Annotated in this window: 14 protein-coding genes; 2 read left to right on the plus strand and 12 right to left on the minus strand. The window is 46.3% G+C overall.

Annotation, left to right across the window (positions count from 1 at the left end):
- Positions 1-80 precede the first annotated feature (80 nt).
- From vapC to MC7420_RS06855, 7 genes are all read right to left on the minus strand, one after another.
- Positions 81-479, minus strand: a complete 399-nt coding sequence (vapC, locus tag MC7420_RS06825) for a type II toxin-antitoxin system VapC family toxin (protein WP_006099536.1) — start codon at positions 477-479, stop codon at positions 81-83.
- On the minus strand, positions 466-678 hold the full coding sequence (locus tag MC7420_RS06830) for a type II toxin-antitoxin system VapB family antitoxin (RefSeq protein WP_044205530.1): 213 nt from the start codon (positions 676-678) through the stop codon (positions 466-468). Before MC7420_RS06830 ends, vapC begins: the two co-directional genes overlap by 14 nt.
- A gap of 374 nt (positions 679-1052) precedes the next feature.
- Entirely contained in the window at positions 1053-3224 is a 2172-nt protein-coding gene (locus tag MC7420_RS06835; protein ID WP_006099507.1) for an AAA-like domain-containing protein, read from the minus strand.
- Between the two features lie 118 nt (positions 3225-3342).
- Positions 3343-3759 carry a secondary thiamine-phosphate synthase enzyme YjbQ gene (locus MC7420_RS06840; protein ID WP_006099225.1) on the minus strand — a complete coding sequence of 139 codons (417 nt, stop codon included), beginning with the start codon at positions 3757-3759 and terminating at the stop codon, positions 3343-3345.
- Between the two features lie 47 nt (positions 3760-3806).
- Positions 3807-4406, minus strand: a complete 600-nt coding sequence (locus tag MC7420_RS06845) for a hypothetical protein (protein WP_006099279.1) — start codon at positions 4404-4406, stop codon at positions 3807-3809.
- An 11-nt stretch (positions 4407-4417) separates the two neighbouring features.
- Positions 4418-5227, minus strand: coding sequence for a hypothetical protein (locus tag MC7420_RS42335; RefSeq protein ID WP_006099510.1), 810 nt, complete (start codon positions 5225-5227; stop codon positions 4418-4420).
- A gap of 18 nt (positions 5228-5245) precedes the next feature.
- Complete coding sequence (locus MC7420_RS06855) at positions 5246-6337, minus strand: hypothetical protein (protein ID WP_006099492.1); 1092 nt, start codon at positions 6335-6337, stop codon at positions 5246-5248.
- Positions 6338-6700: 363 nt separating this feature from the next.
- Here MC7420_RS06855 and MC7420_RS39305 point away from each other — a divergent pair, with 363 nt between their 5' ends.
- Positions 6701-8179: a hypothetical protein gene (locus MC7420_RS39305; protein WP_157453072.1), complete on the plus strand. Its 1479-nt coding sequence runs from the start codon at positions 6701-6703 to the stop codon at positions 8177-8179.
- 239 nt (positions 8180-8418) lie between these two features.
- Complete coding sequence (locus MC7420_RS06865) at positions 8419-8826, plus strand: hypothetical protein (RefSeq protein WP_157453073.1); 408 nt, start codon at positions 8419-8421, stop codon at positions 8824-8826.
- Between the two features lie 187 nt (positions 8827-9013).
- Here the strand turns inward: MC7420_RS06865 and MC7420_RS06870 are convergent, their stop codons facing one another.
- From MC7420_RS06870 to MC7420_RS06890, 5 genes are all read right to left on the minus strand, one after another.
- A complete protein-coding gene (locus MC7420_RS06870) occupies positions 9014-10540 on the minus strand; it encodes a diguanylate cyclase domain-containing protein (RefSeq protein WP_006099430.1) in 1527 nt (508 codons plus the stop codon).
- A 572-nt stretch (positions 10541-11112) separates the two neighbouring features.
- Positions 11113-12192 (minus strand): MraY family glycosyltransferase, encoded by a 1080-nt coding sequence (locus MC7420_RS06875; RefSeq protein WP_044205669.1) that lies wholly within the window; start codon positions 12190-12192, stop codon positions 11113-11115.
- Between the two features lie 203 nt (positions 12193-12395).
- Positions 12396-12659 carry a regulatory protein SipA gene (gene sipA / locus MC7420_RS06880; RefSeq protein WP_006099585.1) on the minus strand — a complete coding sequence of 88 codons (264 nt, stop codon included), beginning with the start codon at positions 12657-12659 and terminating at the stop codon, positions 12396-12398.
- Positions 12660-12940: 281 nt separating this feature from the next.
- Positions 12941-13960: a sirohydrochlorin chelatase gene (locus tag MC7420_RS06885; protein WP_006099207.1), complete on the minus strand. Its 1020-nt coding sequence runs from the start codon at positions 13958-13960 to the stop codon at positions 12941-12943.
- A gap of 311 nt (positions 13961-14271) precedes the next feature.
- Positions 14272-15243: an NAD-dependent epimerase/dehydratase family protein gene (locus tag MC7420_RS06890; protein WP_006099212.1), complete on the minus strand. Its 972-nt coding sequence runs from the start codon at positions 15241-15243 to the stop codon at positions 14272-14274.
- Positions 15244-15284: the final 41 nt, after the last annotated feature.

Below are 15284 nucleotides of genomic sequence, written 5' to 3' on the forward strand. Positions count from 1 at the left end.
ATTGATACTAAATCAGCGCCTAACGCACCCTACATCGACTATCTGAAGTTACTACCATCACCCCGCAAGAGCCAGAGAATTTAAGGTTGAAAGCGAAGGTTCTGGAGATCTCGAACTTGGGCAATTATCTCAAAGTCCCGATCATTGTGAATTAGAAGCAAATCATTTTCCAGCGCTGCTTGAGCAATACAGCAATCGATTGGACTGCGAACAGTCAATCCTTGACGACGCAGGTCATAGTAAATACGTGCAGCTGCTTGCCAAGAAGAAGAAGTGAGTTCAACGTAATCTTGTGCTTCAAGATAAGTAGAGAGAATTGTCCACTCTTGTTCATTTAGGCTCCCTTGAAGCAGCTCAAGCTGAGTAAAGCGGGTAAGTAAAATTTCACGATCTGCGATTAACGTTTCAAGTTGCTGGCGTACTTGACCACTGCGATCGCGGAAGACGCTGATCCAAACGGATGTATCAATCAGCAGCATAGCGAGTTTCGCGCATAGCCTTGTGATCAAAATTAGGAACGAACTGAATTTGCCCTGCCAGATCAAGCAAATTTTTCTTGCGGCGAGATCGTACTAGCTCTTGCAAAGCAAGGTTCAGTAACTCTTCTTGGGTAGTGAGCTTTGTTAATTTCAAGGCTTCGTTGAGCAGGGCTTCATCAAGGTTAAGAGTGACTTGCATAGGTGACAGTAACTAAGTCAAAAGTGCTTTTAATATTTTACTCTAAAAACTTACATAGTTTCGTAGGGTACTCTCTTCGTAGCGTAACGCACCGCCTTTTATTATCTCCCAAAATTGGTGCGTTACGGCGCTAACTCATTTAGTCCTCACAATTTACACCAAATCAGCGCCTAACGCACCCTACGTTGATGATGAAACGCTTGAGTTCCCCTTCTCCCACCCCCCTCGTTCCCCCCTACCCCCCTCGTTCCCCCCTACAAGAGGGGGGAGGACAGAGGATGCTTCGCTTTTTTGGCAGGGGGGAGGACAGAGGATGCTTCGCATTTTGTTTCATAGGAGAAGGGGTTAGGGGATGAGGGTGAAGTACGAAGGATTTAATCCCCCAAATTATCGCGGAAATAATTCCGATACAAATCACAGCGCGGAATTGCTTCATTCCCCTCCAACTGCACTAACCCCATACTGTCTAATTTAAACGCTAATTCAGCATCTAGTTCCACTGACTTATTTTTAACCACTACCTGACGAAACGCTTCCTTTAATTTGGGATACTCTTTCAAATTCCACCAATGACGCCGCAAATGATCGCTATAAATCCCCGCTTCTGTCGCCGCTGTTTCTGCTAACTCCGCTAATGTCACATCCTGACGCCGCAAATGATATAATGCTTTTTGTACTAAATAGGGATGTCCCCCGATTAACTGCGTTAATTCCTCAACCTGAGTTGTTGTCCAATTCAGTCCATACCGCCCCGCTAAATCTAACATTTGCTCCGGATTGAATTCCGGCAACTCCACATTTTTGCCCACATTAAACGGCGATTGATTAATATCCAACGGCACATACACCTCCGTTGAATGGACTACCACTAACCGCAACTTTTCCCACAATTCACTACTAAAATCACCATACCGCGCCCCCTCATACCAAGAGCGCAATAAGGCAAAAAAGTCATCCGCAATAGCTCGATGGGGAAATACCCGATCCACTTCATCCAACCCCAAAACCAGCGGCTGGTCAATTTCTTCTAATAAACATTCCTCAAAATATGCCGTACATTTATCCTTACTTCCATAACCACTCCAATAGTCATCCAACTGATTTAACCGCTTGAGTCGCCGCCCCACCTGTTCACAAAACCAGCGTAAAAATTGATCTAAATTGCCTAAAAGCTGACTATCTGCCCGTTGGAAACTTAGGGGAATGGCATGATACCCTTGTTCTTTAGCATGATGCAGAATTCGCGCCATTAACGAGGTTTTTCCCATCTGTCGAGGCGCTTTAATCCGAATCAAGCTACCCGGTTGTAAAATTTCTTGATAACAATCGGTTTCTATCGGCAAACGCTCCACATATAACCCAGATTTGAGTGAAACCGCCCCTCCCGGTTCTCGTTGTAATTCCGGTTCCGCCACAGGTAAGGGCGGAAAATCGGGACTGGCTACGACAGGTGCAGCAGGTTCTGGAGTCTCCGCCAGGGGAACCACCCAAGGTTCTCCCCCATCTTCCTGGGATATCAGCGCCAATAGTTCCTGCACAATCACTGGCGTATCGTCAGGAGAATGCCATTCCCGTTGCTGAATCCGCTGTAAATACCCGCGCAGGTCATAATTTAACGGGGAATCCATGGGAAAGTTGACCCGAATCGGCAGAATTATGGGTTTCTTTTCTTCCCGTCTATCCCGCAATTCCCTCGCCCGTCGCACCTCCTCTGTGACCATTTCACTGGTTGCTGATTGGGAGGATAATAAGAGGAGGAAATAATCACAGTGTTCTAATTCCTGATCAATCCGTTCCGCCCAATTTTCCCCTAAGCGAATACTTGCTCCCGCCATAAACGGTTCATGTCCAGCCGCTTTCAAGGCTTCATAGAATTGCTGTGCCAAACTGACATCGGGATCACGGCTGCGGTAGCTGATAAAGATTTTGGCAGTTTGAGGCGAAGGGGAGGCGATAGGATGAGGAGGTGTTGGGGTTAAGAATTCCTGGAGGGTTGACCATTTTTTACTGATGGTGGTTAATGGCAATGCTAGCGCCCCTTGACTATGGTCAAACGCCGCAATTAAGCCAATCACCGCCTGAGTTTCGGCATCAAAGACAGGGGAACCGCTATAGCCCCCCTGAACCCGTTGAGCATCTGCCATTACCCGCAGCCGCAGCATGGGTAAGTTACCAAAATTAGCTTGGGGATTGATATCGGTAATCGCCCCATCAATAGACGCGCCTTCTGGAAAATCTGGACGCCCATAACCGATACTTAAGAAGCGGTGCATTGGTGTGACGGAGAGGGATAACGGAACACCATTCCCCTGATACCCAGCTATCTGCAATACCGCAAAATCATCCTGGCGACTGTCTCCCAGATACACCAAGGAAACCGATTTCCCTTGCACTCGTACCTGTTCCCAGCCGCCAGCCGCTTCCACAACATGGGCGCAGGTGAGCAAATACCCGTCAGACGAGACAAAAAACCCCGTCCCTCGGATACTACCATCCTCAGCCGCCGCGATCGCAACCGTTGCCCGTTTTACCTCTTCCCAACTCATCAGGCTTGATTACCGTTTCTGTTGATCCATCTTCCAACTCACTTTAACCCTCAAACCCTTACAAATGACAAATGACCAATGACAAAGGACAATCCCCACCGACTTAACCCTGCCCCAATCAATCTCCAGAAATATGAACCACAACTTCTCGATTGTGTCGATATTGTCGATGCTCCCAAATATAAATTCCTTGCCAGGTTCCTAACATTAATCTGCCATTGCCAATGGGAATTTGTTCTGAGGTTTTAGTTAAAGCCGTCCGGATATGGGCGGGCATATCATCGGGTCCTTCGGTATCGTGGATGTAGCTGTCATCTTCTGGCACTAATTTGGCAAAGAAATTCGATAAATCAGTCAGGACATCGGGGTCAGCATTTTCTTGAATCACCAGACTGGCTGACGTGTGGCGCAAAAATACGGTACACAGTCCAGTGTCGATTCCTGACTCCTCAACGATGTCTTTGATGTTTGAGGTGATGCGGGTAAAGGATTTTGCGGTTGTCTTGATCGTAAATTTCTGTTGATAATGGGTCATCGATTCATTAAACTAGGATATAGAGTCTCAAGTCGTCGGCTAGAAGGCTAACCCAGTTGCTTGAGTTCGTGGTCTTCGTCTTCTTCGTCTTCAGCGAATTCTTCGTCATCCTCCTCATTGTCTTCTTCGCGATCGCCAATTCCTAATTTCTCTGACAGGTGGGCGACTAAAGGGTCTTCCTCATCTACGTTTTCGACTTCATCATATTCGTCTTCCACGTTAATGTCGGATGCTTCAGATTCTATCTCGGCGGATTCTACCTGTTCTAAGGTTTCTAACGCTTCTGTTTCATCGGATTCTTGATCACATTCATTAGTTACCGATGTTTCGACGAATTCAGTAACCACCTCTACCAATTCTGCCTCATCTGTGTCATCCTCAATGTCATCCTCCAATTCCTCTGGAGTGTCAGCCATAACCTGTTCAGAACTGTCTTCCTCATCGGTATCCGATACCTGATCATCTAGTACCTCAGACTCATCCGCCTGTTTCACCTGAGGGTCCCGCCAAGGAGAATCATAACGATGCCACGGTAGGATTGGCTTATTGGGCAGGTTGCGCGTCAACACCGTGATGTTGTCTGCGTCGGGTTCTGGTAAATTTAACCGTTTCCCAGAAGAGTTGTTGTGAACGTGTTGAGAAGTCATAATCGCAAGACCTAGCCAAAACTACTCAGGTCAATCAACGGCACGAAGTAAATCCCTACAACATGCAGGGTAATAACCAAGGCTAACCCCCAGGTCACATAAGCAGAATATTGTAAGGATGATGAGACATCCTCCAATCGCTGCTTGTTTGCATTATAGGTCTCTACTAGGTTAACAATCATTCGCAGGTGATATTCATCTGGCGACAGGACGAGATAACGTTCCAAAAATTTCTTATCGCCCAAATTGGGGCTAACGGCTAACTGGCGCGGTAAGAAGGCGTTGATCAGCAGAGTGAAATTTACCAGAAATCCGAAAAGTTCGGCAAGGCTAAACCCGTTGGGAAAGAATAATAACCGTGATATGGTTAAGCTAGTGAACAAAGCGCCGTTGGTAACAAATAAGATATTTAACTTCGTGGTTAAGCTTTGGCTTTGCTCCCGTTGCTGATCAATGACCAAGCGGACATCATGGGCGGCTAATTCCAGGGTAGACGATGATGTACTCTCTTTTTCTTTTTTCTGGTCTGAGGGTTTGGTCGTCTTAGTGGTTTTCGTCGTCTTGGCTGTTTTCGTCTTAGTCGCCTCTGGGGTTTTAGGGGGTTGGGCAGGTTTGACGGTTTCAGGGGGTTCTGAACCTTTCTGGTTTTTTGCGGTTTCCGTTGTCTTGGGCGTTTTAGCTGTCTTTACCCTCTCTGTAGTCTCTGGCGTTTTCGGCTTGTCTAGGGTTTCAGTGGTTTCTGGACTATTGCTTGTCTTGGGCGTTTCTGATCCATCTGAGGTTTTCGAGGTAGGTGCGGTTTTGTCTAGCAGAGAATTCACAGTAGCTATCATGTCAGGTTAGGAAGATGAGAGAGTTTGTAAATAATGGACAACAGCTTGTGCGATCGCGTCAGCCCCATTTTTGGCGATAGGCTGGGATTGTCTGGGAGGATTGAGAGATTGGTGTAAAAATTCCCAGTCACCTAGGAAAAATTCTTTGGGGGTCACAATTTGATGGTACGCATAATTTTGAATACCTTCCAGTAGCAAGGGAGATTCGGCAAAATCTTCGCGGGTGAGGGAAACGATGGGAATGTCTAGACGTAGTGCTTCGGCGAAGGTACTGTATCCCGGTTTAGATACCACTCGTCCACACAAGGGCATCATATCCACAGGGCGATAGTCTCGACCCAAAATTTTCACTAAATTGGGTAAATCGGGGGCATGGGGATCAAAGGTGATGAATTGCCAGTCGGGAAACTGAGACAGTGTACTGTAGGGAATTGCCTGCAAACTAAGTCCACCAAAGGTGAGTAATACTGTTTTCTCTGGGGGTGAGGTTAACCCAAATTTTTCTCGCAACTGGCTGACTGGATAACTGGGTGTTCCCCCCGTGAGTCCGACATCGGTGATCTCGGGGAATGCTGTCATCGGTTCGTGTAAGGGGAGACGAAACAAGCGATCGCAGACGCTGTAACATTCGCTAATCCAATCCGCAATCTCGACAAATTCTCCACCCCACGCCCGGTAAATAAAGTCCCAGCCAAAGTTACTCATCATCCAACCGGGAACCCCTGCGGTTTTAGCGATTTTGGCAGCTAAGGGGGGAATATCTGCGAGTACAAGTTCCACACGATTGGTTTGGATAAAATTAACTTCACCGGCAATGATTGAATTTTCCGAGGCACGAATTTGCTTGAGTTTTGCCAATGTCGCCCCCTTATCCATGGTCAAGCTATCCGACTGAATCACGCCAATATCAAAGGCGCGGGGGCGATGAATAAAATCTCCGGGAATATAAGAGTCCAATAACCAACGTGGGGCTGTGGTTACTAAAATTAGTAGGATGTCTGGACAGAGATTTTGGATGGCGGCGGCGGCACAAGCCGCACGAACCGCATGACCAAAGCCATGGTTGGTGATCGCGATGTATACGGTAGGTCGAGACATGCTTAGGTGTTTAAAAATAGGGAACAGGGAACAGGGAACAGACAATCTGTAATTTAGAAGTGTCTTCGCTTAAGGGATTCCGTTATTTATTTTATCGGTGTTTTTTGTTGGCTTTTTTTGGTGATCGAGATAATTTATAATTTTTTTAAAATTCTTATGATTCTGTATAATTGCTTTGAGAAAACAAGTTGAAGTCAGATGAGCATCTGATGCAATTGCCATAATTCACAAGAAGGCAGGGTAATCTCTGGCGAAAAGAAAATAACTCAGTTGACGCGACCTTTCCGGGGTGGCGAGTTTTGTCCTGAATCCAGAAGGCAATTTCTGTAAAACAAGACAACACCCTTGGAAGGATTTAAGACTGTGACAGCCAAACTGAACGCGAATGGTCGTTATCAAAATTTACATCCTGCTACTAAATGTTACACAAGGGAACATCAACCTGTTCCGCAAACGTTAGATAAAAAAAGCAATAGCCGCCTGAACTCATCTCTACAGAATGTTTCTAGCCTTGCCCTCTATAGCGTAGCGGCATTTGCTGTCCCCGGTTTTTTCCATCCCGCTTGGGCAACGTCTTCAGTGAAGACAACCTATCAGCCTGATATTGCTGTCCCAACCCCAATTGAACCCAGTGAAACCCAGGCAGGATCATCAGTAACATCAACAACTAGCGCTCAAGCTGTTGCCTCACCAGAATCTATTATTGTCCAGGAATTTACACCAGAATCGAAGGTAGAGGGCAGTGGTTCGACAATAGAGGAAGATAGAATTAAGCTTGAGTTTTCCGGGGAATCCGAGTTAACCTTGCCCACTCTAGACGCATCTGAGTTGGAGATAGCATCGCCAGAATTAGAACGTCCCGACCAAATTGTGCCAACTGTGGTGAGTGCTAGACAGACAGGGACAAATCGCCAATCTAGAGTGGACGAATATACACAAGATGATACTGATGTCAATACCTTTGCCATAGACAGGGAAAATCACGCCGACAAGGAGGATAAGGAAAACAGACAACCTGTTGCCCTTAATCCGAAAAAGCCCTGTAGTGCGACTCAACAAACGATGTTGGCACAAGCACCCAATCAACGGACACAACCCTCACCCTGTCGGGAGGTTAACCGCTTGCAAGAAGAGTTGCGATCGCTCGAAGATATAGACATTCAATCTCAATTACGCGCCTCTCCAGCTCTGAGTATTGTCATTCCTACAGCCTATGGCGCTCATCGCAATACAGGGTTTGTTAGCGCTACCTATCAAGAACGCACCCGCTATAGTGATGTTGATGATGGGGCGTTAGGCATTGGGATTGGGTTGGGTGATGCTGAGAAGTCTGTGGGGGTAGAACTTTCATACGCACTTGCCAGTTTCGGGTCGAGTCGGGATTTTGGCAGTGGTGGTTTTAACGCTAAAGTGCATCGTCGCTTACCCCAAGGTTGGGCAGTCGCAGCGGGTTGGAATGGCTTGATTAACCTGGGTGATGATAATGACTTTGAGAATTCCGTTTATGGCGTGGTGAGTAAGATTATTCGGACACGAGAGGATATTAATCAACCCTTTAGTCGGGTGGCGATAACGGCAGGAATTGGTAATGGGCAGTTTCGCACGGAGGAGGCGGTAGAGGATGATAATGGCACGATTAATGTGTTTGGTAACGTTGCGGTGCGGGTGGCTGAACCTGTGAGTTTAATTGCTGAATGGACGGGACAAGACTTGGGTGTGGGTGTGTCTATTGCTCCCTTTAAAAATATCCCATTGGTGATTACCCCAGCATTGCGAGATATTGCTGGAGCTGGAGATGGGGCGCGATTTGTTTTGGGTGCAGGGTTCGCGTTTAAGTTTTGAGTATGTAGGGGCGGGTTTAGGGACTTTCTTTTTGCTGTTGATGATAACGTTTGTGCAAAATCCGCCCTGACGTAGGGGCGGGTTTAGGGACTTTCTTTTTGCATTGATGATAACGTTTGTGCAAAATCTACCCTGACGTAGGGGCGGGTTTAGGGACTTTCTTTTTGCATTGATGATAACGTTTGTGCAGAACCCGCCCTGACTGAGTGTTGTATAAATTGGAATATGGAGTGAGTGTGATGAAAGTAAAGCAACGGATAGTTTGGACAATAACAACGTTAGTCATGGGTACTGGGTTAATCTCAACATCTGCTAATGCTCAACCCCCAAGCCAGGGCGATATTACCGGAACGAATATCTGGAATAATACTGCACCTATTTTTGATCAAGATGGCGAATTAGATCCAGCCATATTAGAGAATGCCCGTCGTCTGGATCAAGCCTTAGAAGAAGCGGCTGAGGGTTGCTGTAATGCAGTTCAGCCAGAGGCTCCGCGTCGATTTGCTAGAGAACCGGGAAATCCGAATCCAGCTTGTGCAGATTGTCTAGAGTTGAATCGTTTAGTTGAGGAAACCGAGATATTTTTGGATGAAGTCAATCGCACTCAGGGAGCGCGAGTTAACACCAGTCGTAATCGTCTTTGGTAGGGATAAGGTAGATGGCAAAAGGGTTAAGTCGGGGCGGGTTTAGTCACTTATGGGTGCAACCGAAAACCATTTGCTCCCCTCTCCCCGGCGTGGGAGAGGGGCTGGGGGTGAGGGGTTGAGCTTAAGTTGACACGGATGACCGAAAACCCGCCCCTACACAAAACCATATCCTCCCCAGCTTCCCCGCTCAAACCTGAAAATCCGGGTCAGAGTTAGCGGAGAAAATGCGATCGCGTCCTAAGGCTTTGGCTTTGTAGAGGGCGCGATCGGCTAGTTGGACTAATTCACTGGACGAAAGTTGATGGGATGGAGTCGTTGTCGCAATTCCTAAACTGAGCGTTACCCAGGGATGAATCGGAGATTTAGCATGGGGACGCTTGAGTTTATCCATTTGGTAGCGGATTTTTTGGGCAACGATAAAAGCGCCTGGATTATCTGTATTGGAAAGAATCACGACAAATTCTTCACCGCCATAACGAGCGACTAAATCACTCGGTCGTTGAGCCGCTTGGCAGATGGCTTCAGCAACTTCTTTTAAACAATTATCTCCCACCCAATGACCGTAGGTATCGTTGTAGGCTTTAAAAAAGTCAATATCACACAAGATTAAGGATAGAGGAGTTAAGTTACGTCTAGAACAGATTAATTCCTCGGCTAAGACTTGATCGAAACGGCGGCGATTGGCAATTCCGGTTAAACTGTCTATTTTGACCAGTTTCTGTAGATGTTGGTTGTCTGTCTTTACCTTTTGATAAAGTTCTGATTGTTGAATCGCAATAGACACCTGTTTGACTAACTGGTTTAAACAATCAATTTCCCAAGTTTGCCATTGACGATTAGGGGTACAATGATGAGCGATAATTATCCCCCATAATTGATGGTACACAGGAGACTGAGGTTTTTTTAGATCAGACTCACTGTTACAGATGGGTATCGCTAAAACAGATTGCTTGTGCAAATTGAACAATTTTGGTTTTAGGTTAGACATTTTTTTACTGTTAATAACTTGAATAAACTCTTCATTGTCGGACAATATCTGAGGCAAATTAAAAAGTTCATGAATTGCCGGAATCTCTGGATAACTATTGCTATAGTCAGCCGCTTCTAAAAGCATAGTAGGAGATTTATCTGCTTGATAGCGATAGATGAGAACCCGATCGGTTTTCAGGAATTGACGGATTTGGGTGACAGTGGTGTGTAAAATTTCTTCGAGATCTAATGAGCGTCGGATCTGCTCAACCATACGCTCTAAAATCCGCTCCCGTTTAGCCTGCTGTCGAATTGACTCGCGATCGCGTTCCCGTTCAATGGCGTAGCGTATAGCCCGGATCAAGTTTTCTCCAGCAAATTGCCCCTTTATTAAATAATCTTGAGCGCCTTCACGAACCACTTGAATTGCCAACTTTTGATCGTTAAGAGAGGTTAAAACAACAATCGGAGTCGTGGGCGCTTTTGCTTTGACTTGAATTACAGTATTTAGTCCTTGACTATCCGGAAGAGATAGATCGAGTAAAATAATGTCGAAGGTAAAGTCTATCAATTTTTTTATGCCCTGACTCAAGCGTTGAGCATGGGTTATGGCGAATTGATTACTGTTTACTTCTGAAAATAATTCTTGGATTAATTCAGCTTCTACACGGTTATCTTCAATTAAGAGGATTTTTATAATTTGACTGTCCGATAAAACAGGTTGGTTGCATTTTAGTCTATTCATGATTATAATCCTATGACTTATTAATTAGATCTAAAGTTTAGCTTAAATTATAAATATCGTAAGGAGTCGGACAAGAATAAAGTTTAGGATTTGGACTGAGCGACAAGGAATTGAAGATTATTACGATTATATTTTATCGATTCTGGATTATGAATCTGGAAACATGACCTTAATGGTTTTAGGCGATTCCTAATTTCCAAGTTTTAGATTAACATCCGACTCCTATAAATTATTACTAACTTAAGGGAGAAGTTCGGTATACGCGAAGACGTATTTCAGTAATATAGTGCCAGATTATATACAATTTACCTGACCTAAATTATTATCGGCAGCCTGAATGCAAACTTGCTGAGTCAATGACTCATATATAAGAATTTTTCTCCTATCTTGGGGTTGAATTGACTGCGCTAATTTCCATCTCTTTAGGTAGATGCTCCCCTAATCACATCAGTTCAATAATCGAAGTATCTAACTTATCGCAAAAGGCAGAAGGTTATTACTGATCCGTAGTTGTTTCAGTGATTTAACTTTTGACATTCTGGAAAATTGTCCCCACCTACTTATTAGCCTTTTTATTTCGCCTGTAGTCTTTGCCAAAGGGTAAAACTTAGAAGAATAATTATAGTACCACTTGTAACAATAATCACCATTGAGGTCATCCCTTGCAGTTTCATCGCCAGTCCGTTACATGCCAACGTCACCCCCCACAGGGTAAAAGCCGCATGACGTTGAGAAAAACCCCAAGCTAGTAAGCGGTGGTGTAAGTGATCTTTGCCTGGAGTTTTCAGTGGGTTTTTTCCCGCCATGAGTCGCCGAACAAATACCTGAGTCGTATCTAGCACAGGCAATAATAAAAAGAATGCGGGCGGTACTAGAGCAAATACCGTCGTCACTTTCAGGTTGCCTAAAATACTGGTTGCGGCTAGCACATAGCCAAAAAAGTAAGCCCCCGCATCTCCCATAATGATTCGGGAGGGATAGAAATTGTGTCGTAAAAATCCCAGTGCAGCACCTCCTAAGGCTGCCAAAAGTAAGGTGGCGGCGGCTCTCGTTTCAAATTGCGCCGAAACTGCTAACAAACTCATGGCGGTAATGAAGCTGATCCCACCCGCCAAACCATCCATTCCATCCATTAAATTAATCGCATTGGTAATTCCCACAACCCACAACCAGGTCAACACAATGGAGAATATTGGGTCAATGGGAGTGCCAAAAGGCGTTTCGATGCGGATATCGCTGGCAATCAGTAAGAGGGCGGTAAGGGTTTGACTAAACAGGCGTACATACGCAGGTAGACCAAATTGGTCATCGATAAAGCCCACGAGGACGAGGATGGAACCACCGAGCAAAATCGTCAGCACTTGGGCTAAGACGCCTTCGATGACAATGGGTCTTAATAGAGTAGCCAGGACTAGCGCCGCTATGACACCCGCATAAATTGCCAATCCACCCGCGTTAGGTAGGGGTTCTTGATTGAGTCGTCGGGCATTCGGTTGATCCGCCCAACCCACTTGCAGTGCAAATGAGCGTACTGCTGGAATCAAACACCAGGTTACCCCCCACGCTAACCCGAAGGTGAATATAACTGCTAGCCAGCCACTGCCACTAGGGTTAGCAATGCCGAGAGACTCTAGGAAGCTGTACAAATCTATCTCCCACTTCACGCTCAGACTGCCAATTATTATTATTCTCAACTGTACAGGAATCAATTCGGCAAAGTGCTACTGCAATTTTGGATATTGATTCGGTGTAGTAGTACTTACCGGACACCATTGTATTGATCCGGGTTGTTGTAGCTCATACTAAATTCAGGTTAACAAGGCTCCAAGGTAGAAGGCAGAAGGCTGTGAGCCGATTATTCGGGAGAGGATGAGGGCGGATTGGGATCAGAATGCTGATGACTCTCTACTGTCTCAAGGTATTGACTATCCAGTAAAAAAGCGCCCTTAGAAAAGCGAACTCCCCAAAATCCGCCGGGACGTCGATCAAGGATCACCCCTTCTTCACCAATGCTAATCACGTCCGGAGGTCGCAGCATCGGCATAGGTTCGGCTGTTTTAACATAGCGGGGTAGGGCAATTAGGCGAACGCGATCGCCAACTTTAAATTCTTCAGACATATTACTCGGTATGGGTCAGTGCTGATCAGTTCCTAGCTTATGACGAGATCTTGCCACACGGGTAATAAATCTTAAGATACCTTCTGGCGATCGCACCCCTGATCAATTAAACCTCCGTCATTCTTATGTAGGGGCGACCCGCCTCCACAAATCGACAACTGTATCTACTCAATTGGCTCGGGTCGCCCTTTCCTCAAACGTTGGTGTCAGAACATGACCGATCATGAATCATTAGCAAAAACCAATGACATAAGCCATAAGCCATAAGACATAAGACCAATTTAAGGAACTTGCCAAATGCGCTGATGGTAAGCTTCGGGTTCAGCGTAAGGGTCAGGAGGATGCTCTGAGTGATTATGGCTATGGTGGTGATGATCATGGTGATGACCGTGATCATGATTATGAGTGTGACCCGTATTATCCCCCACTGCCGCTAATCGGAACTTACACAATTCACAATTCATCTGCACCTGTCCCAGTTGCGTCTCGATTTCTCGTTCCCGCAATACCGAGAGTAATTCCGGTTGAATACCCATTTCCGGTAAACAGGTCATCGTAATATCCGGATATTGCTCCTGCTGCTGCGCTGTGATATCAAATATTTTTTTCACCAGCACTCCAGTAAACAGGAAATAAGGCAGAACAATAATCCGCTTAGGCTGGAAAAGTCGAGCGCGATTGAATCCTTCCTCTAACCGGGGATGAGTAATCCCAATAAAGCAGATTTCCACCGTTTTGTAGCCACTGCCTTCCCAGAGCAGACGCGCTAATTTGTAAACATCACCATTGGCATCGGGATCACTAGAACCGCGACCAACAACTAGAAGAACCGTTTCACTTCTGGGAATTGAGGACATTGAACTGTTCTCTGATGGTTGATCCAGTTCAGCCAGTCGCCGATGCCATAACTCCAGAATTGCCGGAGTAATGCCAAAATGACGCCCATAATAGAATCGGATTTGCGGATGTCTGGCTTTAGCGCGGTCTAACTCGTTGGTGACATCAAATTTATTATGTCGCGCTGCAAATAGCAAAATCGGCAGGACGGAGAATTCTGTATACCCTTGTGCCACACATTGGTCTACGCCCTCCTGAATACTGGGAGTAGTTAATTCCAGAAAACAAGGAACAACCGGGCGAGACGAGTCTAACCCTTGGTAAGCCTGGGCAAAATCCAAAAACCCCTGACGCCCTTGCATATCCCGGCTACCGTGACCAATCATTAACAGGGGGCGGTTAAGGGGGAGTGGTGGCAAAGATAGTGAATCTGGGGTGAAATGAGTCGTATCTACAGTCGGCATTAAAATTAAGCTCCCTTCCCGTGCGAGGCAGGAATATAGGGTGGACAAGCAACAGCTAGGTATTCTGGCTTAGGTGGAACGTCAGCGAGGTTCGTCGTTGCGCTGTCTTCGCCATAAACACTGAAGCATCGACTACAAACCTTAAAGAGCGTGCCATTTCAACCTTGACAGTTGCCGCACAGCCCCGGACTTACACCGGAGTTTCCCTAGGTTGTTGCCATTCAATTGTGCCTTGATATCTTATCCGATTCGGCAACGAGTCAAAATCCAGGGTAGGGGGTTTTTCCCTAGCTTGTAGTTGTAGTGGCGATCTAGGATTGGGTTTTCATGATCCTGACAATCTCACTGAGGGTTTGGGATACCGATCGCGGATTCCAGCCTAAGTCTTGACGCGCTTTGGTTGCATCGACGCGCACGCACCGATCATAGACGTAATGCACCCGTTCCCGACTCAGGGGCGGTTGCCAATTCAACAGGCGTCCGATGGGGTCAAGGATGTTTCCGGCGAGTCTCACCAAGGGTTTGGGGGCTTCCACCGGAACTGGAATCCCAGTGTCTTGACTGAGAAGGGTGAACATCTCACGGGTGGAAAGATCGCCCGCCGAAATGATATATTTTTCGCCCGGTTGACCTTTTTGGGCTGCCAGAATCATGGCGTTAGCTAAGTCATCAACGTGGACAATTCCGGTAATGCGATCGCCCCCCGCCCATACTTTTAAGCCGCCTTTGAGAAATTGCTTGAGTACGGGACCAAAATGGGGGTCATCTGCACCAAAGATACCAGACGGGAGGATACTCACCACGGGTAAGCCTTGGGCGGCAAATTGGTCTACAATTTGTTGGGCTTGGTATTTGGTGCTGTCATAAGCCCCGGAAAAGTCGGTTTGTTGGCGTTGAAAGGTTTCATTCACCACTTGACCTTTAGTGTCACCAAACACGCCAATGGTGCTACAGTAGACGAGTTTGGCTACACCAACCGCTTGAGCCACCTCTAAAACAGCGCGAGTTCCCTCAACATTCACCCGTTCCATTTCTTTGGCATCCACGAGTCCTAATTCCACATAAGCAGCGGTGTGAAATACCCAGTCTACCCCAGTCATGGCTGTTTTTAGGGCGTCGCGATCGCTAATATCGCCGTAAACCAGTTCGACTTGGCAATCCGAGAGACGCTGAAGGTTGCTAGACTTGCGGACGAAACCGACAACGGTATCCCCCCGTTGTTCTAAGGCTTTAACTAAATGAGAACCGGTAAATCCGTTGGCTCCGGTGACTAGGGCTTTCATCACACCTCCTGGCTGTTAGCGTTAACCAGCCTTGGGTTCAA

It is taken from the genome of Coleofasciculus chthonoplastes PCC 7420 (assembly GCF_000155555.1).
Classification (GTDB): Bacteria; Cyanobacteriota; Cyanobacteriia; order Cyanobacteriales; family Coleofasciculaceae; genus Coleofasciculus; species Coleofasciculus chthonoplastes_A.

Bases quoted from the DNA above. Each gene is read 5' to 3' on its own strand.
- MC7420_RS06885 (WP_006099207.1), bottom strand. From the start codon at position 13,960: ATGCCGACTGTAGATACGACTCATTTCACCCCAGATTCACTATCTTTG.
- MC7420_RS06835 (WP_006099507.1), bottom strand. From the start codon at position 3,224: ATGAGTTGGGAAGAGGTAAAACGGGCAACGGTTGCGATCGCGGCGGCT.
- MC7420_RS06855 (WP_006099492.1), bottom strand. From the start codon at position 6,337: ATGTCTCGACCTACCGTATACATCGCGATCACCAACCATGGCTTTGGT.
- MC7420_RS06845 (WP_006099279.1), bottom strand. From the start codon at position 4,406: ATGACTTCTCAACACGTTCACAACAACTCTTCTGGGAAACGGTTAAAT.
- MC7420_RS06870 (WP_006099430.1), bottom strand. From the start codon at position 10,540: ATGAATAGACTAAAATGCAACCAACCTGTTTTATCGGACAGTCAAATT.
- MC7420_RS06890 (WP_006099212.1), bottom strand. From the start codon at position 15,243: ATGAAAGCCCTAGTCACCGGAGCCAACGGATTTACCGGTTCTCATTTA.
- MC7420_RS06830 (WP_044205530.1), bottom strand. From the start codon at position 678: ATGCAAGTCACTCTTAACCTTGATGAAGCCCTGCTCAACGAAGCCTTG.
- vapC (WP_006099536.1), bottom strand. From the start codon at position 479: ATGCTGCTGATTGATACATCCGTTTGGATCAGCGTCTTCCGCGATCGC.
- sipA (WP_006099585.1), bottom strand. From the start codon at position 12,659: ATGTCTGAAGAATTTAAAGTTGGCGATCGCGTTCGCCTAATTGCCCTA.
- MC7420_RS06840 (WP_006099225.1), bottom strand. From the start codon at position 3,759: ATGACCCATTATCAACAGAAATTTACGATCAAGACAACCGCAAAATCC.
- MC7420_RS06865 (WP_157453073.1), top strand. From the start codon at position 8,419: ATGAAAGTAAAGCAACGGATAGTTTGGACAATAACAACGTTAGTCATG.